Consider the following 24,799-nt stretch of genomic DNA (forward strand, 5'->3'; position numbering starts at 1 on the left):
CGTCTATTCCTGCACTGCCGCTGTTATCTGGGCGGGTAGAAGCCACCATTGCGCAGGCGCGTGCCATGCCCGTCCGCGCCGGATAAGGTCAAAGCGGCCATTGCGTCCGACCAGCGTCAGATCGGCGGGCGCGGGATGCGCGCAGCCCTTGGCGCAGCCCGAGACGTGCAGCGTCTTGTCCTTCGGCAGGGTCGTGGCAAGGTGCCGGGCCAGCGCACGCGTCTCGACGCTGGCCTGCGGGCAGCCCGGCGCGCCGGTGCAGGCGGTGACGCGCAGCAGCGGGTCGTCGGGATCGGTGAGCAGCCCGCCCGTGTCCGCGACATGATCGAGGCTGTCGATGCCCGGCAGAAACACCATGCGCCACGGCGTAATGCGCAGTATCCGGGCGCCGGCCCTTGCAAGGGCGCGCAGAGCTTCTGCCTCAAGCTGACCGAAGGCGGCGGCGACACAAAGTCCGCCGGAATCGGCCCCCGGTCGCGGAGGGTCCGAGGATGGAGTGGGCGCATGATCTCCCATCAGATCCGGTGGTGGCATGACCCCCGTGGCAAGGTGGCGGGCCATCCGCCCGCGCCCGTCCGCCGCGACGCCGCCCGACGCGAGAAACCACCGCGCGAGACCCATTGACATCTTGACCGCATCCTCGGCGCTGCGGGTGAGGTGCCCGGTCGCGCATCCGTCCGCACGCACGATCAGATCATCGCCGGATCCCTCGACCCGGATATCGCCGCTGACGCCGTCCAGCCGTCGCCATCTGCCTGCATCGACGACAAAGCCGAATTTCGACGGCAACCCGGCGAGATCGGCGTCCTGCAATGCCTCGGCGAGACACGCGGCAATCCGTGTTTGCCGGTCTGCGATGTCCGAGGGACGGAACGGATCGATCACGATGTTGCGCCGTGCTTCGGTAGCGGGGTCGGGATCGAGCAGGCAAAGCCCGGCCAGCCCCGCGATCACAGTCTCATGCGCGGCGGCGGTCACACCGCGGATCTGCAGGTTGGCGCGGCTGGTTAGTTCCACGATGCCGTTGCCGTGCCGGTCGACCAGATCGGCCAGCCCGCGCGCCTGATCGGGCGTGATCTCGCCCAATGGCGGGCGCACCCGCACCACAAGCCCGTCGCCCGAGGCCATGGGTCGGTGCGCGCCAGGGCACCAGCCGCGGATCCGTGCCGCGCTCATGCCCCGGCCTCCAGCGTAGCGAGGATCGAGTTGCGCCGCGATTGCCACAGGCCGGCCTCGTGCAATTCGGCAAAGCGTGTGCGCATCGCCTCCAGCGCGTCGGGGTTGGCCTCTTGCAAGAACGCAGTGACGCCGGCGTCGCCCAGTGTCGCCTCCCAGTAGAGCTCAAAGAGATGCCCGGGCACCACATCGGCCAGATGCGCGAAGGCGGCCATGTTTTCCAGCGTCGCCGCTATCTCGGCCCCGCCGCGAAAGCCGTGCCGCCGCATGCCGGCGATCCAGTCTGGGTTGGCGGCGCGCGCCTGCACCACGCGCGCGATCTCTTCGGTCAGGCCGCGCGCGCGGGGGCAGGACGGATCGGTGTTGTCGAGATGATACAGCCGCGCGGCGCCGCCGGTGACCTTTTGCGCGGCGGCAAAGCCGGCCTCGTGGCTGGCGTAATCCTCGGCTAGCAGCAGATCGGTCTCGGGCAGGTCCTGGGGATGGACAAAGGCATCCGCCCCCGCGACGCGGGCATGCAGGCCGGCCGCATCCTTTTGGCTCTGCTCGCCGTCGATCGCCCATGACGAGGCCGCAAGCCACGCCTCGCCCGCGCTCTGACGGCCCTGTTCGGAATAATCGCTCAGATATGCGCCGAGGCCCACCCCGAACGCGCCGGGTGCGGGGCCGTAGACGCGTGCGGTATCCGCCCCGACATAGGGGTTCCAGTCGGGCGCTTCGTCGCGTGCGGCCAGCGCCCGCACCGCCTGCTGGAAGAGCGCCGAAAGCGTCGGGAACACGTCCCGGAAAAGGCCCGAGACGCGCAAGGTCACGTCGATGCGGGGGCGGTCCAGCTCGGCTATGGGCAGAACCTCTACACCCGAGACACGCTCCGACCCCTCGTCCCAGACCGGCCGCACGCCCAGAAGCGCCAGTGCCATCGCGAATTCCTCTCCGGCGGTGCGCATCGTGGCCGACCCCCACAGATCGACGACCAGCCCGCGCGGCCAGTCGCCCTCGTCCTGCAGGTGGCGGCGGATCAGCTCGCAGGCCAGGCTCTCGCCCTGCCGGTAGGCGGCGCGCGTCGGCACGCTGCGCGGATCTGTGGTGAAAAGGTTGCGCCCTGTGGGCAGCACATCCGTGCGCCCGCGCCACGGCGATCCGGACGGTCCCGCAGCGATCCGCCGCCCGTCAAGCGCGTCCAGCAACGCCTGCCGTTCGGCCGCGACAGAGGTGCTTGTGTCAAACGTGCCGTCGCCGCCCTCGGGCGCGCGGCCCCAGACATGCAGCCCGTCGCCGAACTGGCTTTCCTTGACGTCGCAGACAAAGCGGTCGATCCGGGTGATCGCTTCGGCCGGGCACGAGGCCGTGTCGAGGCCAAGATCCGCCTCGACGCCGAGGGCCTGCGCCTCCGCGCGGATGTCGCCGATCAGACGGTCGCGGCGGCGCGGATCAAGCCCGTCTGCATTGGAAAACTCGTCCAGCAGCGCCTCGAGCCGCGCCAGCCGTTGCGGCGTCTCGGACGCCTTCATCGGCGGCGGCACATGCCCCAGCGTCACCGCGCCGATCCGGCGCTTGGCCTGCGCGGCCTCGCCGGGGTCGTTCACGATGAACGGGTAGATCACCGGCAGATCCCCCACCAGCGCCTCGGGCCAGCACGAAGACGACAGCGCCACGGACTTGCCCGGCAGCCATTCCAGCGTGCCATGCGCGCCGACATGGACCAGCGCGTCGGCCCCGGCCCGCAGCCACAGGTAGAAGGCGACATAGGCGTGACGCGGCACGCGGGCGAGGTCGTGGTAATCTGAATCGCGGGCATCTGGCGTGCCGCGCTCGGGCTGTAGCGCGATCAGCGCTTGGTCGCGCCGGATGGCCCGAAAGGCAAAACCGTCGGTGGTGGCGTCAGGGTCGCTATCGGGCGCGCCCCATGCGGTTTGAAGATCCTCTTGCAGGTCTTGCGGCAGGGTCGCCAGCGCGGCCTTGTAGTCGGCCATGGGCCAGTGCAAGCGCGCCTCGGGCAGGGCCCGCGCCAGTGGCGCGCCGGGGGCGAGGGCGTACCCGGCTTTGTTGAGGTCGGACAGGATCGCCTCACCTGAGGCCAGCGCATCGAGGCCCACGGCATGCGCCATGTTCCAGTCGCGCCCCGGATAGGTCGACAGCACAAGCGCGACGCGCCGGTGATTGGCCGGTGTCGCCGCCAGATGGTGCCACGCGGTGACACGGCCCGCGATGGCGTCAATGCGGTCCGCCTCGGGCTGATGTACAAACCGCGAAAATTGCAGATGCGGGTCCCGCTCGGCCGGTTGCTTGAACGAGGCGACCCCGGCGAAAAGCCGCCCGTCTACCTCGGGCAGGACCACATGCATCGCAAGATCGGCGGGCGAGAGGCCGCGCGGCGCGTCCGCCCATGCGCTGCGGGTCGAGGTGGAAAGCGCCACCTGAAACACCGGCACGCCGCCCGCGTCGAGCGGAGACTCCCCCGCCTCGCCACGCCCCGAGAACGAGGTCGCGTTGACGATGGCCGCCGGGGCCAGATGCGCGATCTGGCGTTGCAGCCATGCGCGCGGATCGGGCGCCTTGAGCGACGGCGCGAAAAGACCCAGCACGCGAAACCCGCGCGCCCGAAGGGCCGTGAACAGCGCCTCGACCGGGCCGAGATCCGCCGCCACAAGATAGGAGCGATAGAACGTGACCACGACCAGCGGCGCGTCCCGGTGCAGGATCGCGGGCACCGGGCAGCCGACGCCATCCTCCGGCGTCCATGCGCCGACCTGTGGCAGCGTCTTCGCCCCGGTCACCGGCCCCGCATAAAGCCCCGCAGCCAGCGCCATCTGCGCCAGCGCCGCCTGTGCCGCGACCGCGCCGCCCGCGTCACACAGATGCGCGAGCCGTCTCAGCGTCGAGGCCGGAACGGTCGAGATCGCGTCGAGACGCGCATCGGGGCGGCCGTCCGCGGGCAGCACCGCCAGAGCGATGCCGCGCGCGCGGGCCATCGCCTCGATCTGTTGCAGCCCGTAGCTCCAGTAAGGGACCCCGCCGATCAGCCGGATCAGGATGCCGCTGGCCTGGCTGAGGGTCGCCTCGACATAGGTGTCGACCGACAGCGGATGCTTGAGCGCCGCGATATTGGCCAGCCGCAGCGGAGGCAGCCGCCCCTCGGGCCCGCCGCCACGATGCCAGCCGGCGGCAAACGCCCCCAGATCGCTGTCCGACAGCGACAGCACCACCAGATCGGCGGGGCTTTGCCCCAGATCGGTTGGCGTGTCGGTCTCGTCCAGACCGTGGCTTTCGCGGAAGATCACATGCATGGCGGCGTCCGACCGTCACTCTGCCGCGGTGGCGTCGGGCACCAGATGCGCCCGGATGGTGCCCGCGTCGATATCGTCATGTTCGGCGATCACCACCAGCCGTCCCTGCCGCGCCTCATCGGCCCGCCACGGGCGGTCATATTGATGGCGGACACGCGCACCGACGGCCTGCACCAGCAGGCGCATCGGTTTGCCCGCGACAGCGGCATAGCCCTTGATGCGCAGGATGTTGTGACGCTCGGCCAGCGCGGCGATGCGCGCTGCGAGATCGGCCGGATCGGTGATTTCCGGGATCGGGATCACGATGCTGTCGAAATCGTCATGCTCGTGGTCATCCGCGCCGTCGTGATGGCTGGGACGGGCGTCAATGTCATCCTCGGCCGCCGCGCCGATCCCGAGGATCACGCGCGGATCGACCGCGCCCTCGGCCACCTCGATCACCGGCAGTGGGCGGTGAGAGGCGGCCGCAATCGCGTCGCGCGCCCGGGCCACGCCCTCGGGGCCGGCAAGATCGGGCTTGGTCAGCAGCACGATATCGGCGCAGGAAATCTGATCCTCGAACACCTCTGAGAGGGGCGTTTCGTGGTCGAGGCTGTCATCGGCGGCGCGCTGCGCATCCACGCGCGCCACGTCCGGTGCGAACCGGCCCGCCGCCACGGCCTCTGCATCGGCCAGCGCGATGACCCCATCCACGGTTATCCGAGAGCGGATGTCGGGCCAGTCGAACGCCTTCAGCAGCGGCTTGGGCAGCGCGAGGCCGCTGGTCTCGATCAGGATGTGATCGGGGCGCGGGTCGAGCGCCATCAGCGCCTCGATGGTGGGGATGAAATCGTCGGCCACAGTGCAGCAGATGCAGCCATTGGCCAGTTCCATGATATTCTCGGCGGGGCAATCGGGAATGGCGCAGCCCTTCAGGATCTCTCCATCGACGCCGATGTCGCCAAACTCGTTGACCACCACGGCAAGCCGGCGCCCGCCGGGATTCTGCATAAGATGCGTGATCAGCGTCGTCTTGCCCGACCCCAGAAAGCCGGTGATGACGGTGACGGGAAGTTTTTCGAGGCTCGACATAATGAAATTTTCCTTTGGCTTTGGCCGCCCGGATGGTTGCTTATTCAAGGGGCGGGATGCGGGCGATGCAGTTGCGCTTAAAGTGCTCCGGGCGGGCACGCCAGGGCACCCGGCCGTCAGGCGCATCGCGGTATTTCTCCACCCCGTTGCGCAAGGTGTCGCAATCCGTGTCGGGATCAAACCCGCCATAGACATACGTCCACCTTCCGCTGCCGCGCAGCACGATCGTGCAGCCGCGCTTGCAGTTCGACAGGCACTCCACGCCGCGCAGCACGATCCCCTCCGGCAGACCAACCTCGAGCGCGGCCAGAAGCCGCTTTCCGTCGCGGCGCGCGTCGGCTTCGTCGGAGCTTGGGGCTGTCGTAACTGCGCAGCGACAGGTGGTGCACACGAGCAGCTCCACCTCGCAGGGCGAATGCAGTGTCATTTGGCCCTCCATTCGCCGCAGTCTGTTTCAATCATGATCGTGGTCGTGGTCATGCACATGGCCGCCGTCGTGATCGGCAGAGGCCTGAGCCTCATCCGCGACGGGGATCACGGTCCCCGCCGCTACGGTTTTCGCCTCGATGGCGAAAAACGCCAGTCCTACCCCCGCGCAGACCGCCGCCACGGTGTGCGACCGCAGCCAGGCGGGGGACTCCATCGTCAGGCTACGGGCCGCAAGCGCCACCACGCCGGAGATGGCGAACTGGATCAGCCCGAAACCAGCAAGATAGGCGACAATGGGCATCGGCGTCGATCCGATCACCGCCGCGCCATAGGCCCAGCCGTGAAACAGCCCGGCAAAGGCGAAGCCTGCCAGCGCGAGTGGCCCGGAAACCTGCCGGCCCGCTATCAGCAGCCCGGCAAGCACGAGTGTCGCCATTCCGATCACAGCCCAGGCAACTGGCAGCACCACGCCGTTCACATGCAAAAGTGTACCGATCAATGTGGCCGCGATGAACGCCGCAGGCCCCGCGACAAGCCGCGATGCGCCCGCCGCCGCGAGCCCAACCAGAACGACGAAGGCCAGATGGTCGAGCCCGATCACCGGGTGCGCGAGGCCACCAAGAAAGCCATGCCACATGCTTTGCGGCGCTTCGCCCCCGGCAGCATCGTGCGCGAAGGCCGGCATCGCCGCCAATGTGGCAAAAAGAATTGCGAGAAGTCGTGTCATGTCATGTCCCTCGATCATTTCTCGGGACGAGGGTTACATGGCGGGATCGCGACAGCTACCCGTCACCGGAACACCCCGTCCGGTTGCGTCGTTTGCGCTGGCAGGTCTCCCGGCTTGCGGATCTCGGGGCGTGCATTGGCCCCGTCGGTCGCCCGGCCTTCCCAACCCGCAGTTGCGGTCAGTGGCATCATGGGCGACCTTTCCGGTCACGGTCGCGGGGGCGGCTGCGGTTCGGCCCGAACGGGGCCTCGCGCATTCCCTTTTCACCTGTTTGCACAGGCACCAGCCCCGTCAGTTGCTCAGATGCCTTGGTGGCTGTCAAGCCTCCTTGTTCTGGCGATGGCTTGGCGGTGCCCGGGCCGGGCGGTGCCGTTCGCACGGTTGGCCCTGGACAGAAAGCCGTCGCGGCGGGGCGTATCTGATTGATAAGGCAGCCGGACATACTTACGCTTTCCAGCGGTGGTGCCCGGACGGTCCGAGAGGCGCTGAACGGGGCCGATCCGGTCGCCGGTGTCATGGGGTCTTCCTTACCAGAACCCCGTCCATGTCAAAATCGCGGAGCCAAACTGTCTAGCCTCAGGGGCGCACTCCATGGTGACGCGCGTGATTTGGCCTGTGCTCTCGTAAAGAAACGGCAGTGGCTCGTCGTTTGAGACCCATTTCAACTTGGATTTGGCGTAGCCTTCGGACTGTTCCTCGACCGAAGTCACCCAGACATCGCGCTCCTGCCGCGCGAGGCGGAACACAAGCGTCTCGGCGCGGGCGCGGTCGACCAGAACGCCCTTCTTGCGCTGGATCGACAGCTGACGTTCCTGCGCCTGGTAGACCGTCAGCGCGGTCCGGGCCTTCAGATAGGAGGCGCTGTCGCCGGGGCCGGAGACCGCGTTGGCCGCGCCATCGCCGCCGCCGGTGCCAACCCCGCCCTGCGCGCGCATCTGCTGGTCGGGATCGGTCGTCTCCGCCCGCCGCGCATCCGAGGCGGCCGCGTTGATCGACCCATCCGGGTAAAGCACCAGCCGACCCGTCTTGCGCGCTTTCTGCACGGCCCCGCGCGACAGCCCGGACCGGGCGGCATAGGCACGCTCAGAGAGACCTTCCATGACCCCATGCGCTCCCTTAGGCTATTGAATATAAACGGTTAAGATCGTCTAATTCAGTTGATTACGCTCCGGATCGGAGCGATTCTTGGATCAGGAAAACAAAGCCTGATCGGAGACACGCCCATGACTATTGCCCGACGCTACAACACCGAGGCCGCCCGCCTGCTGCCGCATATGGCGGAAGACCCCGTGGTGGATCCCGCGATCACCACGGCAAACGACATAGACGAGATCGTCTTTCGCCGCAGCGAATTCCTCGGCGGGATGGCCTGCGCCATCCTCGCCATGCTCGAACAGCAGGACGGAGACACCGCATGACCGCCATCACCACCATACGCATCGATCACGACACGCTGCCCGACCCTTTGGGTCGGAAGAACGCCGATGCCGTCGCCGACACCATCGAGGCCGCGCTGCGCGAGGCCGGCATCACCGCCGAGGCGTCGGACGTGATCTCGCATATCAAGATCGAACTGCCCACCGCCCGGCTTGCCGCCGCCAGCACCGTGCTGGCGGGCATGGGGCTGATCTGATCAGAACCGGGGCAGAAAGCAATCTTATAGCGCTGATTTACCTACACTTTCCGGCCTGCCAGAGCGATCATGATGCTACGGAAACGATGCAACTCACCCAACGGAGCCACTCCATGACCAGCCTGAACCCGCAAACTACACCCCGCCACCAGCTGCGCGCCGAGAAGGCCCGGCGCAACAAGGAAGCCGCACTCGCCGCCTTCCTCAGAAAGAAAGCCGAGATCGACGAGATGCTCGCGCGCCTGCAGGCACTCAGCGACGATCACTTCAACTGCCACCCCGACGAGGTGGGCTGGGCCATGGTCGGCACGCTCGAGCACTACAACGGCCTGCTAAAGCGCATCACCGACAGCGCCTTCGGCGAGGGCGAATACGCCCGCTAGCTTGTCCAATCCCCGGAGAAGGGTGCGGCCTGCCTTCGCGGCGGGCTTCACCCGGTAGGAGGCCGCGCAATCCCGCGCTGCCCTGTCAGAACCGGAGGTCCCCATGACCAAACTCACCGATACCCAGACCATCGTCCTCAGCCGCGCGGCAACCCGTCCCGGCAATCTGGCCATGCCACTGCCCGACGGGCTGCACGGGGCCGCCGCGAAGAAGTCTGTCGCCGCGATGATCGCGCACGGCTGGCTCCAAGAGGTCGAGGCCGATCTGCGCCGCAAGGATCCGCTCTGGCGCGAGACAGGCGATGGTCATGGCACCACGCTCGTCGCCACCGAAGCCGGGCTCGAAGCGATCGGGATCGAGCCTGTCGTGGCCAGCACAGTGCCCAATCCACGCAAGACCAAGCCGGATCCCGCGCCGACGCCCCAATCGACCGATGCCCCGAAACCCGTCGCCGTCCGGGCAGGCACGAAACAGGCCCAGATCATCGCGCTGCTTCAGCGGCCCGAGGGGGCGTCCATTGGTGAGATCGTCGAGGTGACGGGATGGGCGCCGCATTCAGCGAGAGGCATGATCTCGGGCGGGCTCAAGAAGAAGCTGGGTCTCGCGATCACTTCAGCGAAGGAACAAGGACGAGGAACGGTGCATCGAATTGCGTGACACGATCCCACGCTTCCCCCGGTCAGGCTGATTGGGGATCCGCCAAGTCCGACCAAAAGGGTCAGGTGACGGCTTGGAGCCCTCAGCGGAAGTGTCCAAATCTTACTGCGCGCGATCGCAGCACAGAATTTTCTGCAACGGCGTAAAGTTTTATGCCGCCTTGCAAAGGGAATAGCAGCCGTTCATGCATCGCGCAGCAAAATCGAGTACGGCAATAACGGGCTCGCGGGCTTTGCTTCCATTCATACGTAAAGGGTAACTCCCAAGCACCCCCGCGGTAGGGGGTTATTGTCAGTTTCGGGGTGAGTCCAATTTGCCATTGGGCGCGTGAAGTTTTCGTTCCGGTCTGAATTCCGTGGCGCCGTCTTGATTTCTCTGAATCAGTGGTGGAATGGATCAGGTTACCACCCTTGAACAACTCCTCGCCACGGCTCTGCGCAGGATCGCTGAGCTTGAAGCCGCGTTGGCGACCATGGCGGAAGAGAACGCGGATCTGCGCCGGCAGTTGGCCAAGAACAGCAACAATAGCAGCAAGCCCCCTTCGAGTGATGGCCTGAAGAAGCCAGCACCGCGCAGCCTGCGTGGCAAGTCCGACAAGAAAAGCGGCGGCCAGGTTGGCCACCGGGGCAACACCCTGCGCCAGACGCCGACACCCGATTTTGTCGAACGGCATGAGGCGGCGCATTGCGGCGCGTGTCACCGCACCCTGACGGCGGGGATGGCGAAGGGGATGGAGAGGCGTCAGGTGTTCGACTTGCCCGCGCCGCGCCTGGAGGTCACCGAGCATCAGGCGGCGGTTTATTGTTGCGACCATTGTCGAGCCATGACGACGGCTGGCTTTCCCGATGGCGTGAACGCGCATGTGCAATACGGCACGCGCATGCGGGCGGCGGCGGTCTATTGCAATGTTGGGCAGCTGATACCCGAGGATCGGGTCTGCCAACTCCTGCGCGACCTGTTTGGGGCCACCAGCTTGTGCGCAGCCAGCGTGGCCAACTGGACGCGCGGTGCGGCGAATAAGATGGGTGGCGTGGTCGAGCACATTCTTGCCCGGCTCACTGAAGGCGGTGTTCGGCATCTGGACGAGACCGGGCTTCGCGTCGCCGGCAAGCTGCACTGGCTGCACTCGATCTGCGATTCCGCCTTCACGCATTACCGCATCAACATCAAGCGCGGTGCTGTTCCAACCTTCCTGACCGGCGGGACGATCGTTCATGATCACTGGAAACCCTACTATGCCCATATGAGTTGGGTGGACGCCCACGCCCTCTGCGGGGCGCATCACTTGCGCGAACTCAAGGCCATCGAAGAGATCGAGAAGGAGCCGTGGGCGACAGAGATGAGCGCGGTGCTCAACAGCGCCAATCAGCTCAGGTGCGAGGCTCAGGACCGAGGCGAGACCGAACTCCCGGAACCGGTTCGCCAGGGCATCGTCACCAGATACATGGCGATCCTCGCCAAGGGGCTCGCTTTCCACGAACGTCAGCCCCCACTGGCCAAAAGCCCCGGCACCCGCGGCCGAAAAGCCAGGCGGCCAGGGCACAACCTGCTCGTCCGTCTGCGTGACTACCGCGATGACGTCTTGCGGTTCATCGCCGACTTCGCAGTCCCCTTCACCAACAATCAGGCCGAACAGGACCTGCGCAGGTCTTGTCAAAGGAACTCAGCTTGCGGGTGGAGTGTACACCCCCTACCCTGCCCGGATGGAAAAACGAGACCCTTTCAAGTACTTCAAAACCAGCCGGGAAATCATCCGCTTGGCGGTGATGCTGTACGTCCGGTTCCCGCTGTCGCTCCGCAACGTCGAAGATCTGCTCCACGAACGTGGCATCGATGTCACCCATGAGGCAGTGCGGTATTGGTGGCACCGGTTCGGTCCGATGTTCGCTGCCGAGATCAAAAAGCACCGCATCGCTGGAATGAAATCCAGCCGCTGGCGCTGGCATCTGGATGAGGTGTTCGTGAAGATCAACGGCGAGAGACATTACCTTTGGCGCGCCGTGGATCACGAGGGCGAGGTCTTGGAAAGCTTTGTAACAAAGTCGCGCGACAAGAAGGCCGCATTGAAATTCCTCAAGAAAGCAATGCGTAAGCACGGTCGACCAGAGGTTATCGTCACAGATAAGCTACGCTCCTACGGCGCGGCGCTGAAAGAGATCGGCGCGGCCGACCGCCAGGAAACCAGTCGCTGGCTGAACAACAGGGCGGAGAATTCGCACCTGCCGTTTCGACGACGTGAGAGAGCCATGCTGCGCTTCAGGCGGATGCGAAGTTTGCAGAAGTTCGCCTCAGTCCACGCCTCAGTTTACAACCTCTTCAATCAGGAACGCAGCCTCTCGAGCAGACAGAATTTCAAGCGAAACCGCGCCGCCGCCCTCGCCGAGTGGCGCGGTCTCTGCACAGCATAAGCGTCAGCGTCTCTGTCCAAATGGAGACGAGTTCGAATTCGTCTGGCAGCACCGATTTCGCAGCATCCAGTCCGGTTTGACGATCAAGCTCGGCCAACCGTGACTCTAACCACTGCAGCATCCGGCCCAGATCCGAGTCGACGGCTAGGCTGGCTTCCTGCGGCAGGCCGGAGATCCATTCGCGGATTTCGCGGGCCTCCCGACGCAGCTCAATGATCTGCCGTAGGTGAGAGAGTCGCGTCTCCTCGCGTTTGAGGCGGGCCTGTGCGAGCTGTCGCCGGTGATGCAGGATTTTCCACTGCCTCTCGCGCTCCTCACGCGAGAAACGCGCGAAAGTTGGTGATGCCCTGAGGGGCGGCATATCATGGCGGTGTTCAGACGCCGTCGATTCTCTGCCGAGAAAAGGATATGCCACATGTCAGAGACTACCATCACCCAGCTGCCCGATCCATCGGGTTATTCATCCGACCCCTTCACCGACGTCCTGCGCGATGGGGCTCGCAAGCTGATCGAACAGGCGATCCACGCGGAACTGGCCACCCTGATGGCCGCCTTTTCCGAGACCAAGCTCGAGGACGGGCGGGCGCGCGTGGTCCGTCATGGTCACCTGCCGGAACGCGAGGTGATGACCGGCATTGGTCCAGTGCCGGTGAAAGTGCCGCGCGTGCGGGATCGCGAACCGGGCGACGACAGGATCACCTTCACGCCCAGCATCCTGCCGCGGTATCTTCGCAAAGCAAAATCGGTCGAAGAACTGCTGCCGTGGCTTTACCTCAAGGGCGTGTCCACGGGCGATTTCACCGAGGCGCTGGAGGCGCTGTTGGGTCCGAATGCCAAGGGCTTGTCCCCCAAGACCATCACCCGGCTGAAAGCCGATTGGTGGCAGGACTACGATGCCTGGCAGAAACGCGACCTTGGCGCGCGGAGGTTTCTCTACATCTGGGCGGACGGTGTTTACTTCAAACCGAGAATGGCTGAGGAAAAACAGTGCGTTCTGGTGGTCGTGGGCGCCGATGAATATGGCCGCAAGGAGCTGCTGGCCATGACCGACGGCGTGCGCGAAAGCACCCAAAGCTGGCGCGAGGTGCTGCTTGATCTCAAGCGGCGCGGCCTGAAACAGGACCCCAAGCTGGCTATTGGTGACGGCGCGCTCGGGTTCTGGACCGCGCTGCGCGAGGTGTTCGCCACGACGCGGGAGCAACGCTGTTGGGTGCACAAGACCATGAACGTGCTCAATGCGATGCCGAAATCCCTGCAGGCAAAAGCCAAGGGCCATCTGCACGACATCTGGCAGGCCGGGACAAAAGCCAAAGCGAACGCCGCCTTCGACTTCTTCAATGAGACCTATGGCGTGAAATGGGACAAGGCGGTCGCCAAGTTGGTCAAGGACCGGGAGGCGCTGCTGACCTTCTACGATTACCCGGCGGAACACTGGAAACACATCCGAACGTCAAACCCGATCGAAAGCACATTCGCGACCGTCCGACATCGCACGAAACGCACCAAGGGGTGTCTCAGCCGAAAGACCGGTCTGGCCATGGCCTTCAAGCTGATGATGTCGGCACAGAAGAAATGGCGAAAACTTGACGGCCAAAACCGCCTTCCCGAGATCATCCAAGGGGTTGAGTTCCGCGACGGGCTCCGCCACGTTCAAGCCGCCGCCTGATCAGGCGTCACCAACTTCTGCGCATATCTCTCCTCACGCTCCTCGCGGCGCACGCGAGTGGTCTCTAGAATGAGCTCTATGCCGACGACTATTTCAGGGACCATCCGTTCCACGCGTTGCGTCTTGCCGTCACCCCACGTCTTCCGCAGGCCGTCCGCCCACGCATCGATCGAGAACACGAGTTCGCCGGTCCACGCAGTCACATATTCCGGCCAGGGTGGACTGCTGCCGAACGAAATGCTGTCCCAATCGTTGCGCCGAAGGGACCGTGCCTGTTTCTCTTTCCTCTTATCCTCCCGAGCGATTTCTTCTGGGGTCGGTACGTATTTCAGCCTTCTCGTTCGTTCGAGCAGGGTGAAGCTGATCTTGTCCGCGCCCTTCTGAACGGACATCTTCTCTCCGTCCGCTGTCAGGCTCAGCCCGACCTCGTCGAGCGTCCGCGCCAACGCGTCGAGTAAGAAGCAAGCACGTTCGGCGGATGCAGCGCTGACGATCACGCCACACTGGCCTGGCGCCGTGGCGCTGAGGACGCCCTCCTTGTCCGGCTTCCTGGTCCGAAGGAACTTCACCGTTTTCGCCACCGAGGCGTGTGGGTTTTCTACCAGAGGCATTGGGGATTCTGGCGTCGCCTTGATGGTAGCAGCCCGGACTTCCCGCTCAGCCTTTCGCTTGCGGGCAAGTTCGGCGACGCCGTCAGGAAGAGCTGAGGTGGCCCCGCGAATGCTTACCCGATCGAGGCTTCGATCCCTAAGGTCGAGGAACGGCGGCACTTTCGGTTGTTCTCCGGCAGCAACCTTGGCCCAGTACCCCCGGGGCGGTACGGGAATACGATGACGACTGCAGACCTTCGCGAGCCCCCGATCCGATATCCCGAATTCCTGTGCAAGCGCTGTCATCGGTTTGCTCCAGACAAGGTCGTAGAGGTCCCGACGGCTAAGTATCTGTGAAGGCGACAATTCTTGAACTCTCCGCAATACAACTTCGCGCGGAAGCAATATCCCGCAGCGCCATTTTAGCTGTCATCGCCACCCGGGTGAAACCTGGAGAAGGTTGGATATCAGGCCCATCCCCTCCGCCACTTGCCCTCACGAAGGCGTTCTCCCCATCCGGCTGCAACCGGATTTTTCCGTTGTTTTCGGGGGTTATGCGGGTGGGGCTGTTAACCGGCCCACGCCCCGAAAGGCGCACACGCGTTCTCTAAGGGCCGATATTCTCCGGACCTGTTAACCGCGCCTATTCCGGTTCAGAGCGACAACACACTGGAAAACAAATAAAATCCTCCATGTCGGAGCTGATGGTGTTGGCAAAACCCTTCCCACCGCGCGCACGACTGGCATCGAAAAAAGCGGCCTAAACCAAGTAGTCGGCAGCTGCGTCACTTTCGTACAGAGCCTTGATCGATGTGGCGGCGGCGATTGCCGCGCGGGTGCTTTGTTCCATCAGGTCCAAGACCCGAAACATGTCGCCGATCTTTGCGACTGCGTCGATACGTCGATATTGGCCGCCGCAAGCTTCCGCATACCGCGCCAACCCCTTCAACTTCGGAATTGCGTCGCCAAACTGGATGCCGTGAGGGTCGACGATGTCCGCAACAATCGAGCCATCCGGCAACTGACCGAAAAACACGAAATCAGGTCGGACGATTTTCGCCTCATCTCCATCCGCGTAGATGACGCCGAGCGAGTCTTGGCTTGCTCGAGACGGATTACGATACCACCCGACCGTGCCCGCTCGCGCCAATTCGGCTTTCACAACTTCGCCTTCCCATGTGTTGAAGTCTTCTGGGAAAAGACCGTCTTCGCCACACAAGAGGTGCCTCTCAAAGCGCGGCAGAGGCGTCTCGATGCCATTCGCTTCCCGAATTGAAGTCGCCTGCATCCATGATGATGGTCGCGCGAGATCGACATCCATTGGATTGGCGCTCATCTCTCGGATCTGGCGATATACATCCTGTCGTTCGTCCGACAGGCTCTTGATCTCCACCCTGTACTTGGTGAGCCATTGGGTCGCCAGTTTCTCAGCCTCAGCTTCAAGCGCTTCTTTGACTTGCGGGACCAGACCAAGTGCCGCAACCGTGACGTGGGCTTCGATCAATGCGCCTTCCAGATCGTCAGAATCGCCCTCCAGCTTTGCAATATAGTCACTGTATGTCGTCGCCAGGTCCGGGCTCACGCTGCGCCCCGCCCTGCGGTATGCATCTTCGATCACCGCATAGTCCGCAATTTCGAGAAAGTCATCGAAGGTCATTTCCCCGACCTTCAGATCGGTCTTCAGGCTCTTGCCCTCGACCGTCATCACCGCCTTTCGCGACGCGGCGATCTCATCCTGGTAGCGCGCGCGGGTGCCTTGCAGCACCTTGTGCATTTCGGCATGGGCAAGTTTCCCTGCCTCGGCTAGCAGCCCGTCAGCCGCCAGTTCATGCGCCAACGATGTCAGGCGCTTTACCGGGCGAGCCTGACGCTTGGGCAGCGTCTGCGATGGCAGCGCCACAAGCTTCTCCCACACGGCTTCCGCAATGCCGGGATTGGGCGTCATCTCCGCCGGGTTGATCAGAACACGGCGGCCGGGAAGGTCTTCACCCCCATCGCCACCAGACATCAGCGCCTTGGCAACGTCCGTGACCGACTGCTCGTCGAAGAATGGCAGCAGGCAGTCAACCGCATTCAGACGCTCGTTGCCCGGAATGCGGCGCGCCAGCGGCGTGCGAACCATACGACCGAGCAGCTGGGTGATATGGGTCTTGTCCCTGGCGGGCCGGAACGAAACCATTACCTCGGCCCTCGGACAATCCCACCCCGTGCTGATGGCATCCTTTGCGATCAGCACCCGCACCCACGTCGACTCCTGCACCCGCTCGGGCGAGATATAGGGCACAGAGTGCCGACCGAAGGTTTGTGTGGTGTGGTCGCCAAACACATGAGCCACCGCATCATCCGCCAAATCGGGCCACCGCTCGTAGATCGTGTCGAGCGATCGGCCAATGTCGTTGGGATCAGGGGTATTCGGCACCTGCAACACCATCAGCGGCAGGACAACGTTCGCATCGCTCTGTTGCTCAGCATAGGTCGCCCAGGCGGCTGAAATATCCTTCAACTTGTCGGTCCCACGACGCACGAGAACGGTATCGAACTGGCCCGCTTCCGACGGCACGTCGAGGATGATCGTGTCTTTCAGCAGGCCCGAGGCTTGCACCTTGGCCGAATCCACGACGACATTCGGCAGGGTAGCGCGACCCTGCATGTCCGTCATCGCAGCATTGAACCGCTCGACCGTAGCCGAGATTCCCAAGACGACGGGGATGCCCGGCACCGAACCCGACCCGTTGATCAGCCGCTTGACGATGGTGGTCTTCTCGCCCGCGCCGGTGGCCGCCCGCATCCCGCGATGCGCCTCGTCCAGCACCAGATACAACGTCAGCGCCGGATCATCGATTGTGTTCTGGATCGTGTCCCAGATCGTGAACGACCGCATGTCGGGCATGATCCGCATCTGGCCGTCCTTCTCGACGCCTTCATCATCGGCATCGTGTCCACGGACCAGCAGGCTCGACTTGCCCAGCTTCTGAGTGTTCAGGAAATAGATCTTCCCCGCCTCCAGCGTTTCCCTCTGGAATGTGCTTTGGACCACGACCAGATCCGAAATCGAGATACGGTCGGACGCCTCCAGAAGCCGGAATCGCGACTGCTCGTTCAGGGACGGATCGTCGCTGAACCAGATCACCACCGCGCCGGGATCGGGCTCGATGTCGTAATTGTCGTCGCCATGGAACAACGCCTCGAACACGGCTGCGGCCATCACGGTCTTGCCTGCGCCGGTCGTCGCTGTCAGCGAAAAGGCGTGCTTGTCCTTGTCTTCGTTCCAGCGACGCGAGGCCTTCTTGAGGTTGACCAGCACGTCCTTGACGGCTTCTTCCTGGTAATCTTTCAGCGTGAATTTCATGGCTTAGCGGCCCATCGCAAAACGGAAATTGGAAAGGTAGGACTCGTAGAGCCGTACCGGCTCGATGGTGTCGGGCAAAGCCCGCGCAACTGCCTGAAAGCGCCGGTCGTCGTCGGTGACGACATAGGCCACGCGCAGGCCGTCGGCGGCCAGGGCGGCGGCGCAGAACTCTGTCGTGCGGTCCAGATCCACGAGCAGGCCATAGGTGTCTGCAACCTCCCAGCCCTGCACGGGCAGATCGTCGATGCGGCGACCTTCTGACCCGGCCCGCATCCACAGAAGCGGTGCAACGCGCTGGAAGGCGAGGTTGTGGCTGACGGCAACCGGGGCCTCGTAGGTCAGCGTGAAGAACTCGGCGTTTTCCTCGAACCCTTCCGCCATCGGAAATTCGTCGGTGAACTTGTAGTCGCCAGCGATGGGCTGGCCGTCGGGCGTCTCGCCGGTGATGGCTGCTGCGATCCGGGGCTTGGTGATATAGTCGCAAATGCCCCACTTCTCCCATTCCGGGTCGCCGGGGCGTAAGTTGGCGGCGCGCAGGGCCGTCTGTTCCTCCGAAGCCACCTCGTTGTTCGTCACCGAGATGCACTGCCGCCGCCCGCCATCCTGGCGGTTGAGGCGCATGACAGCGTGGGCTGTGGTGCCAGAACCAGAAAAGAAGTCGAGGATGGTGGCTTCCAAGTTCCCAGCGAGAAAAAACCTCAGCGAATCCTCGACTGCATAGAGCGACTTTGGGTATGGGAACTTCTTTTGGGGAACTAAGGCTTCCAACAACGCAGAGCCATGTTCAGATGCGTTATGCGACGCAATCTTCCATTGTGTTGGGGCGACCCGACTGTCCTCGTCCTCTTTCCTGTAAGCAATCAAAGACCCGTCATCGGCTTTGCCCACCAATTCGTACGATTCGGAGATCGCATCTCTATATGCGCCGTCAGGGAGGTAATTGACGACAAATCCGTAAGCGGTAGGTCGGCCAAGTCTAATTCGCCCTTGCTTAATACGTTCTTTCAATTCACCGGCCGAAATCTGCCAGCGTCCTTGGGAGCCATTGCGGCGAAACGGCAGGATTGTAATCAACCCAGACTTCTCAGGTGCGGAGTCCTCACCCTCTGGGATTGGGTCTCCCACTTCAACAATTCTGCGCCTCTCTGGGTCGGCATAAATCGGATAGAACATTGACGGCCTATCTTGTCGACCTGCCTCCGAACCGCGGCGCATCATTGATGTCCAGCCAGGCTCTACTGTCGGTTTGTTCTCGTTCGCCGTTGGCTGTTCATCACCAGGCTCCGGAGAAACAAAAGTCCCACTTACTATCGAAGATGGTGACCATTCTGCACTTAACTGCAATCTCGCGGGAGCGGAATCGCCAAACATCGCAAAGAAAATATATTCGTCAGCACGACGGAAGCCGCCCACGACGGAAACGCCCTTAGGATTAATGATCGTCGATACCATCTGAATTCGTGCTTCTGGAAAAAGCTGCTCCATTAGAAGGCCAAGCCGAAGATACTCGCGCGCATCGATAGTTACCGCCAAAACTGATCGCTCTGGCTTAAGAAGAGATTTAGCTACGAGTAACCGCCGTTCAATCATGGCAAGCCACTTGGAATGACGATACAGGTCGTCCTTTTCGACGTAGGCGTTGTTGTACTTCCAGTCTGTTGCCCCAGAGTTGTAAGGCGGATCAATATAGATCGCGTCGATCTTGCCCCGATGCGTGTAGGTCAGCGCCTCCAGCGCATGAAAGTTCTCGCCATTGATGACCGTGTGAAAGGGCTTTTCACCGCCGCGCGTCACCTTTCCCGTACTGACCAACCCCGGATAGATGTAATCCCGAAACTCGGCTGCCACGACGAGGTTGGCAACCGGCACCTCGGCCGTCTCGGGCTCGGCCGCGTCGATCAGGGTCAGATGCGCGACCCTTGCCGCACCGCGCCCCTCCAGCCGCAGCACCCGCCACAACCGCTGATCACCCTTGGCGGTCGATCCCCGCGGCGGCAACACGTGCACCTTGTCGCCCCTCCGGATCGGGCGGCCCGGAAGTTCCACGCTTTCAGGGCGATGCCGTTCGAAATTCAACCCGAACGCCCGCCGCGACGCCAGCGCCTTGAACTCGCGGTCAAGCTCATCCCCCAAAGCCGGGTCCTTCGCCTTCGCCCGTGCGATCAGATCCGTCAGTCGCGACACGTCAAACCTCATTCTTCAAATTGCACGCAGGTACGACCGACCCCGTGTCGACCGCACCTTGATCCGTCATGGCGCAGGATGCAGCCCGCAGGCAACGAAAACCTGCCAGCCAAATGCCTGTCCGCAGGGGACTGATCGCTTGTGCGGGGACTTCCATGGTCGCTCTCAAATGCCGGATGGCGACGGCTTTGCCGAGCGCCCGGGATTTGAGCTGACATTACCGCTGTTTACGGCATCAGACTAAGCTGCGGACCGCGTCCTGCGCAAGCCGAATGCGGTTGGCAGCATGCCAGCCCGATAATCGGGAGGCGTGTGGCCGCAGGCGTATTGCTTAGCCGCATGGGGGGCGGACAGGACGATCAGAACAGCGCCAGCTGGGCCGTGTCATCGACGCGCAAGACACCCAGCAGCTGCCAGGTTTGCGGTCGTTTGGCCATATTGCCAACACAGAACAGCATGCCCTTTCTTGGATATTCGTCATTGAACTTGGCGCTCATCCAGTCAAGCGCCACCTGCTCTGATCCGGCCCTGCGTTGCTGCTGATAGAACATGGCGTGGGCTTCCCAATCGCCATTCGCAAAGTCATGAGTACCCGCGGCATCCTCGAACTTGAAGCGAAACTCATAGGGGCTGGGCTCAAGTGCCTTCAGCTGTTTGTCGAAAAATGATCCCTGTTTTGCAGCCTCGGCATAGGTACGCCGTTCTTCCTCAATATCCGCAGGTTTCTTTTTCTTGGAGTAGAATTGAGCATTGCGCGGCCTGATCAGCGCAAGGGACTTCCCGGCTTCGGAAGCCTCTTGAACAGATGCAGACACGAGCCGATTCAGAAAAGACGGCCGATCCTTCTCGGGCATGTGCCCGTCTTTTTGGATTGAGTTTTCCCAGACATGGCAACTCTCAGCGCGATTATCACTGGTAGGGCGCCGATACTTGAACTCGACGAAGTCCCATCGGCCAAATGCACTGTCCTCTGTCAGATGACGAAAGCGGACGGGAAAAAGACGTTTGAACTGGCCATCGGGTGTAACCTGTCAACGCCGGAGTAAAATCCAGCCACAGGGCGGCGCAAAAACCGGCCACTTTGGGTTTGGGCGTAACGCGCGGCACGAGGCGGCGGCCAGTCAGCCGCGCTTCCCAAATAGCTGGCGGTTGACTGGCCGCTTTGGCCCGTCAGGGCCAAATCTGGATAGGCTGGATCAGGCGTTGTTGTTGGACTTGCGCGCGCGGCTTTGAGCGAGACGATAGCTCTCGCCGTTCATCTCGAGAATGTTGACGTGGTGCGTCAGCCTGTCGAGGAGCGCGCCGGTCAGGCGCTCGGTGCCGAAGGTTTCGGTCCATTCGTCGAACGGCAGGTTGCTGGTGATCAGCGTGGCACCACGCTCGTAGCGCTGCGAGATCAGCTCGAACAGCAGCTCGGCGCCGGTCTTGGAGAGCGGCACGAAGCCCAGCTCGTCGATGATGAGCAGCTTGACGCTGGCCAGTTGCTTTTGCAGGCGCAGCAGACGGCGCTCGTCGCGGGCCTCCATCAATTCATTGACCAGCGCTGCGGCGGTGGTGAAGCGGACGGGCAACCCCTTCTGGCAGGCCGCCAACCCGAGGCCCAGGGCGATGTGCGTCTTGCCGGTGCCGCTTGGCCCGAGGGCGATGGTGTTCTCGCGCCGCTCGATCCATCCGCAGCGGGCCAATTCCAACACCTGCATCTTGTTGAGCTTCGGGATCGCCTTGAAGTCGAAGCTGTCCAGGCTCTTGGCGGCCGGGAACTTCGCGGCCTTGATGCGACGCTCGATCATCCGCCGTTCGCGGTCGATCATTTCCATTTCGACGAGGCGCGCCAGGAACTGGACGTGATCCAGCCCTTCAGTGGCGCATTGACGTGCCTGCTTCTCGTATTCGCGCAGGAAGGTGGGCAGCTTCAGCGTCTTCAGGTGATGGTTGAGCAGGATCTGCGGAGCCTCCGTCATCCCGTCGCCTCTGTCATCAGGGTCATGTAGCTGGCAGCCGAGGTCGTCCCAACATCGGCACGCGGCAGGTAGGGATAGCTGGCCAAGTCAAGCTTGGGCGGGCGCTTCTCGATCCGACAGAGCAGAATGTGCTTGACCGCATCGAAGCCCGTCGCGCGCAGGCGCAGGGCCTCCTTGACCGCGCCATGCAGGTCGTCGAGGCCGAATGTCTCCAGCAGTCTCAGGACTTGCACATACTCACGCCGTCCCATCTTCAGCATGTGTGCCTCCATGAGGCGGCGCAGGGTCTGGAACTCTTCGGGCAGATCCCACGCTGCCAAGGGCGCAGCCTGATCCAGGGCATTGATCTTGCGTTCGATCAGCGGGAGATAATGAATCGGATCGAAGACCACATCCTCGCGCGCGTAACACCGCGGATGCCGGGCGATCACGTCTCCACGGCAGCCGATCACGACCTGATCGACATAGCCGCGCACCCAGACATTCTGATGACCATAGGCGACGGGAACCGAGTAATCGTTGGTCTCGTAGCGCACGAGCGATTGCGAACTGACCTGGCCGCTGGCTTGCGCGCAAGCCTCGAATGGAGCCCCGGGCAGTGGCTTCATCGCCGCCAGATCGCGCTGCAGCCGTTCGCCAATCGTTTCCTTATGGCCACGCAGGATCTCGTTCTGGCGATTGCGGCACTGGGCCTCCAGATCCGCGTTGAACGCGTCCCAGCTGGCAAAACGCGGGACCGGCACCATGAAGTTCCGGCGGGCGTAACCAACGATGCCCTCGACTTTACCCTTGTCGTTTCCCTTGCCCGGCCGCCCGTAGCGGTCATGGAACAGGTAATGCGACTGCAGGGCACTGAACAGCGTGGCGCGCTGGCGCGTCCCGTCGGCCAGGATCTTCGAGACCAGGCAACGATCGTTGTCATAAAGGATGGAGTGCGGGACGCCGCTGAAGAAGGCAAAGGCGTGGACGTGGCCATCCATCCACGCCTCCGCCGTCGCCGCGGGATAGGCCCGCACAAAGCAGGCGTCGCTGTGCGGCAAATCCAAGACGAAGAAATGGGCCTTCTGCTCGACGCCATCGATGATCACCATGGCTTCGCCGAAATCCGCCTGGGCATCCCCGGGCGGGTGGGCGAGCGGCACGAACATCTCACGTCCACGCCGCTCGCGGTCCCGGATATAGTCCTTGATGATCGTGTAGCCGCCGGTGAAACCGTGCTCCTCGCGCAACCGGTCATATACCCGCTTGGCGGTATGGCGCTGCTTGCGGTGGGTCTCACGATCCCCGTCCAGCCACGCGTCGATAATCTCGGTGAACCCGTCCAGCTTCGGGCGCTTGATCGGCTTCTGGCGCCGGTAACCGGGCGGCGCTGAAAACGCCAGCATCTTGGCTACGCTGTCGCGCGAAACATTGAAATGACGCGCTGCTTCTCGCTGGCTCATGCCTTCGCCACACGCCAGGCGAACCTTCAAATACAAATCCACGGTATGCATCTCCACGCCCCCTCTTGCCGTCACAAGAAGAGCAAAATGGCCGGTTTTTACACCGCCCGCAGCAGGACTATCCCGCCGCTACCGTGGCCGAGTTTTGCACCGCCGTTCTCACCGAGATCGAGGCCGTCGTGCAGGGCACCGCCCGCGACGCCGCCTTCGACACATTGACCGCCAGCATCGGAGCCGCGATTGTTGCCGACCGCACGTTGGGCGGCCTCTGCGACTGGGTCGAGGCCGAAGCGCCACGCCCCGTCGATCTGCCCGTCGAGGGCGCGGCCAGTCTGAAGGCTGCCGTGATCCCGGTGGTGCTGCATTATTCAACGGCCGACCCGCTGGCCTGACCTCGACAATCCAAGGAGAGAAACATGGCACGAGCTCAAGGAGCGCGGGCGCAGATGGCGCTTGCGTTCGAGACAACCTATGGAACGCCGCCAGCCAGCGGCTTCTCCCGCATGCCCTTTGCCAGCGCGACGCTGGGTGCAGAGCAGCCGCTGCTGAACAGTGAGCTTCTGGGCTATGGCCGCGATCCGCTGGCACCGATCAAGGATGCGGTGACGGCTGACGGCAACGTCATCGTGCCGATTGATGCACAGGGCTTCGGCTTCTGGCTCAAGGCGGCCTTCGGCCACCCCACGACAACCGGCACCGCCGCGCCCTATACCCATGAGTTCCGCTCGGGCGGCTGGATGCTGCCCTCGATGTCCATCGAGACCGGCATGCCCGAGGTGCCGCGATATGCCATGTATTCGGGCTGCGTGCTTGATACTTTGTCGTGGCAGATGCAGCGCTCGGGGCTACTGACCGCGACAGCGAGCTTGGTGGCGCAGGGCGAGGCCATTGCTGCCGCATCCACAGCCGGCACGCTCGCCGATCTCGCCCTCCAGCGTTTCGGCCATTTCAACGGTGCGATCACGCGCAACGGCGCGGCCCTTGGCAATATTGTCTCAGCCGAGATCACCTATGCAAACAACCTCGACCGCGTGGAAACCATCCGCTCGGACGGACGCATTGATGGCGCCGATCCCTCCATCGCTGCGCTGACCGGGCGGATCGAGGTTCGCTTTGCTGACCAGGTGCTGGTGAACCAGGCAATCAATGGCGATCCCTGCGAGATGACCTTCGCTTATGTTTTGCCCTCAGGTGAAGCTCTGACACTCACCGCCCACGCCGTCTATCTGCCCCGCCCACGCGTTGAGATTTCCGGGCCCCAGGGCGTGCAGGCCACATTCGACTGGCAGACCGCGCGCGATGCCATTCTCGGGCGGATGTGCACGATCACCCTGATCAACAGCATTGAGGAATATTGACCATGCTGCGCCTGAATCTCGCCCGTGAGCCATACTGGCTCGATCTTGGCCTTGGCGTCCGCGTCCTGGTCGAACCGCTGACCACGGCACTGATGGTGGCTGCACGCAGCGACCCCGCCGTGCGGGGTCTGCCGGAAGGGACCAGCGACGACGAGATCGCGGTGATCTTTGGCAAGGTGCTGGCAGACCGTGCCATTCTCGATTGGGAGGGCGTCGGTGATGCAGACGGTAATCCGACACCGGTAACGCCCGAAGGCATTGCAGCCCTCCTCGACATGTGGCCGATCTTTGAGCGCTTCCAGATGGGCTATGTGGCCAAGGGTCTGGAGCTGGAACAGGAAAAAAACGCCTCCGCGCCCTCGCCGACTGGGGCTACGGCGGGGGCGAAGGCTACTGCGCCGCGTGTACGCAAAACTGCAAAGACTGCCCGCAAGTAATTCATGCACCGCGCACGCTGGAGGGCTGGCAGGTCTGGGA

At 63.3% G+C, this 24,799-nt stretch carries 22 protein-coding genes and 1 riboswitch; of the genes, 10 read left to right on the plus strand and 12 right to left on the minus strand.

Annotated elements, in window-relative coordinates; all coding sequences use genetic code 11:
- Positions 1-3 precede the first annotated feature (3 nt).
- From cobG to PVU19_RS15315, 6 genes are all read right to left on the minus strand, one after another.
- Positions 4-1,176: a precorrin-3B synthase gene (gene cobG, locus PVU19_RS15290; protein WP_082237912.1), complete on the minus strand. Its 1,173-nt coding sequence runs from the start codon at positions 1,174-1,176 to the stop codon at positions 4-6.
- Positions 1,173-4,463, minus strand: a complete 3,291-nt coding sequence (gene cobN / locus PVU19_RS15295; RefSeq protein ID WP_050664064.1) for a cobaltochelatase subunit CobN — start codon at positions 4,461-4,463, stop codon at positions 1,173-1,175. The genes cobG and cobN overlap by 4 nt, the downstream gene beginning before the upstream one ends.
- A gap of 15 nt (positions 4,464-4,478) precedes the next feature.
- Positions 4,479-5,534: a cobalamin biosynthesis protein CobW gene (gene cobW / locus PVU19_RS15300; protein ID WP_050664065.1), complete on the minus strand. Its 1,056-nt coding sequence runs from the start codon at positions 5,532-5,534 to the stop codon at positions 4,479-4,481.
- A gap of 40 nt (positions 5,535-5,574) precedes the next feature.
- Complete coding sequence (locus PVU19_RS15305; protein WP_050664071.1) at positions 5,575-5,961, minus strand: DUF1636 family protein; 387 nt, start codon at positions 5,959-5,961, stop codon at positions 5,575-5,577.
- Positions 5,962-5,988: 27 nt separating this feature from the next.
- Entirely contained in the window at positions 5,989-6,690 is a 702-nt protein-coding gene (locus tag PVU19_RS15310; RefSeq protein ID WP_160316384.1) for a HupE/UreJ family protein, read from the minus strand.
- 82 nt (positions 6,691-6,772) lie between these two features.
- A riboswitch (cobalamin riboswitch) is annotated at positions 6,773-6,992 on the minus strand.
- Positions 6,993-7,217: 225 nt separating this feature from the next.
- A complete protein-coding gene (locus PVU19_RS15315) occupies positions 7,218-7,790 on the minus strand; it encodes a hypothetical protein (RefSeq protein WP_235575879.1) in 573 nt (190 codons plus the stop codon).
- 123 nt (positions 7,791-7,913) lie between these two features.
- Here PVU19_RS15315 and PVU19_RS15320 point away from each other — a divergent pair, with 123 nt between their 5' ends.
- The 7 genes from PVU19_RS15320 to PVU19_RS15350 all read left to right on the plus strand — a co-directional run bounded on the left by PVU19_RS15320 (position 7,914) and on the right by PVU19_RS15350 (position 13,438).
- Positions 7,914-8,108 (plus strand): hypothetical protein, encoded by a 195-nt coding sequence (locus PVU19_RS15320; RefSeq protein WP_050664067.1) that lies wholly within the window; start codon positions 7,914-7,916, stop codon positions 8,106-8,108.
- Complete coding sequence (locus PVU19_RS15325) at positions 8,105-8,323, plus strand: hypothetical protein (RefSeq protein WP_050664068.1); 219 nt, start codon at positions 8,105-8,107, stop codon at positions 8,321-8,323. The genes PVU19_RS15320 and PVU19_RS15325 overlap by 4 nt, the downstream gene beginning before the upstream one ends.
- A gap of 113 nt (positions 8,324-8,436) precedes the next feature.
- Positions 8,437-8,706: a hypothetical protein gene (locus PVU19_RS15330; protein ID WP_050664069.1), complete on the plus strand. Its 270-nt coding sequence runs from the start codon at positions 8,437-8,439 to the stop codon at positions 8,704-8,706.
- A gap of 103 nt (positions 8,707-8,809) precedes the next feature.
- Positions 8,810-9,364, plus strand: a complete 555-nt coding sequence (locus PVU19_RS15335) for a DUF3489 domain-containing protein (protein ID WP_050664070.1) — start codon at positions 8,810-8,812, stop codon at positions 9,362-9,364.
- Positions 9,365-9,755: 391 nt separating this feature from the next.
- Entirely contained in the window at positions 9,756-11,210 is a 1,455-nt protein-coding gene (gene tnpC, locus PVU19_RS15340; RefSeq protein ID WP_274789803.1) for an IS66 family transposase, read from the plus strand.
- Positions 11,131-11,772, plus strand: coding sequence for an IS6 family transposase (locus tag PVU19_RS15345; protein ID WP_274789921.1), 642 nt, complete (start codon positions 11,131-11,133; stop codon positions 11,770-11,772). Before tnpC ends, PVU19_RS15345 begins: the two co-directional genes overlap by 80 nt.
- 415 nt (positions 11,773-12,187) lie before the next feature.
- A complete protein-coding gene (locus PVU19_RS15350) occupies positions 12,188-13,438 on the plus strand; it encodes an IS256 family transposase (protein ID WP_050664364.1) in 1,251 nt (416 codons plus the stop codon).
- Here PVU19_RS15350 and PVU19_RS15355 read toward each other — a convergent pair.
- The 6 genes from PVU19_RS15355 to istA all read right to left on the minus strand — a co-directional run bounded on the left by PVU19_RS15355 (position 13,423) and on the right by istA (position 23,015).
- Positions 13,423-14,334 (minus strand): hypothetical protein, encoded by a 912-nt coding sequence (locus tag PVU19_RS15355; RefSeq protein WP_235575908.1) that lies wholly within the window; start codon positions 14,332-14,334, stop codon positions 13,423-13,425. The two genes, PVU19_RS15350 and PVU19_RS15355, sit on opposite strands and share 16 nt — an antisense overlap.
- 454 nt (positions 14,335-14,788) lie before the next feature.
- Positions 14,789-17,377 (minus strand): DEAD/DEAH box helicase, encoded by a 2,589-nt coding sequence (locus PVU19_RS15360; RefSeq protein ID WP_050664365.1) that lies wholly within the window; start codon positions 17,375-17,377, stop codon positions 14,789-14,791.
- A gap of 3 nt (positions 17,378-17,380) precedes the next feature.
- Complete coding sequence (locus tag PVU19_RS15365) at positions 17,381-19,561, minus strand: site-specific DNA-methyltransferase (protein WP_050664367.1); 2,181 nt, start codon at positions 19,559-19,561, stop codon at positions 17,381-17,383.
- Between the two features lie 359 nt (positions 19,562-19,920).
- Positions 19,921-20,415: a hypothetical protein gene (locus PVU19_RS15370; protein WP_235575909.1), complete on the minus strand. Its 495-nt coding sequence runs from the start codon at positions 20,413-20,415 to the stop codon at positions 19,921-19,923.
- A 342-nt stretch (positions 20,416-20,757) separates the two neighbouring features.
- Positions 20,758-21,522, minus strand: coding sequence for an IS21-like element helper ATPase IstB (gene istB, locus PVU19_RS15375; protein ID WP_274789796.1), 765 nt, complete (start codon positions 21,520-21,522; stop codon positions 20,758-20,760).
- On the minus strand, positions 21,519-23,015 hold the full coding sequence (gene istA / locus PVU19_RS15380; protein WP_420833234.1) for an IS21 family transposase: 1,497 nt from the start codon (positions 23,013-23,015) through the stop codon (positions 21,519-21,521). The genes istB and istA overlap by 4 nt, the downstream gene beginning before the upstream one ends.
- Before the next feature lie 14 nt (positions 23,016-23,029).
- On the opposite strand from istA, the gene PVU19_RS15385 reads away from it, so the two are divergent.
- From PVU19_RS15385 to PVU19_RS15395, 3 genes are read left to right on the plus strand one after another with little or no spacing between them, the layout of a single operon-like run.
- Entirely contained in the window at positions 23,030-23,356 is a 327-nt protein-coding gene (locus tag PVU19_RS15385) for a hypothetical protein (RefSeq protein ID WP_274789804.1), read from the plus strand.
- 24 nt (positions 23,357-23,380) lie between these two features.
- Complete coding sequence (locus tag PVU19_RS15390) at positions 23,381-24,322, plus strand: phage tail tube protein (RefSeq protein ID WP_050664152.1); 942 nt, start codon at positions 23,381-23,383, stop codon at positions 24,320-24,322.
- A 2-nt stretch (positions 24,323-24,324) separates the two neighbouring features.
- Complete coding sequence (locus PVU19_RS15395; RefSeq protein ID WP_050664151.1) at positions 24,325-24,759, plus strand: RNA-binding protein; 435 nt, start codon at positions 24,325-24,327, stop codon at positions 24,757-24,759.
- Positions 24,760-24,799: the final 40 nt, after the last annotated feature.

Source organism: Roseovarius tolerans (genome assembly GCF_028885395.1).
Lineage (GTDB): Bacteria > Pseudomonadota > Alphaproteobacteria > Rhodobacterales > Rhodobacteraceae > Roseovarius > Roseovarius tolerans.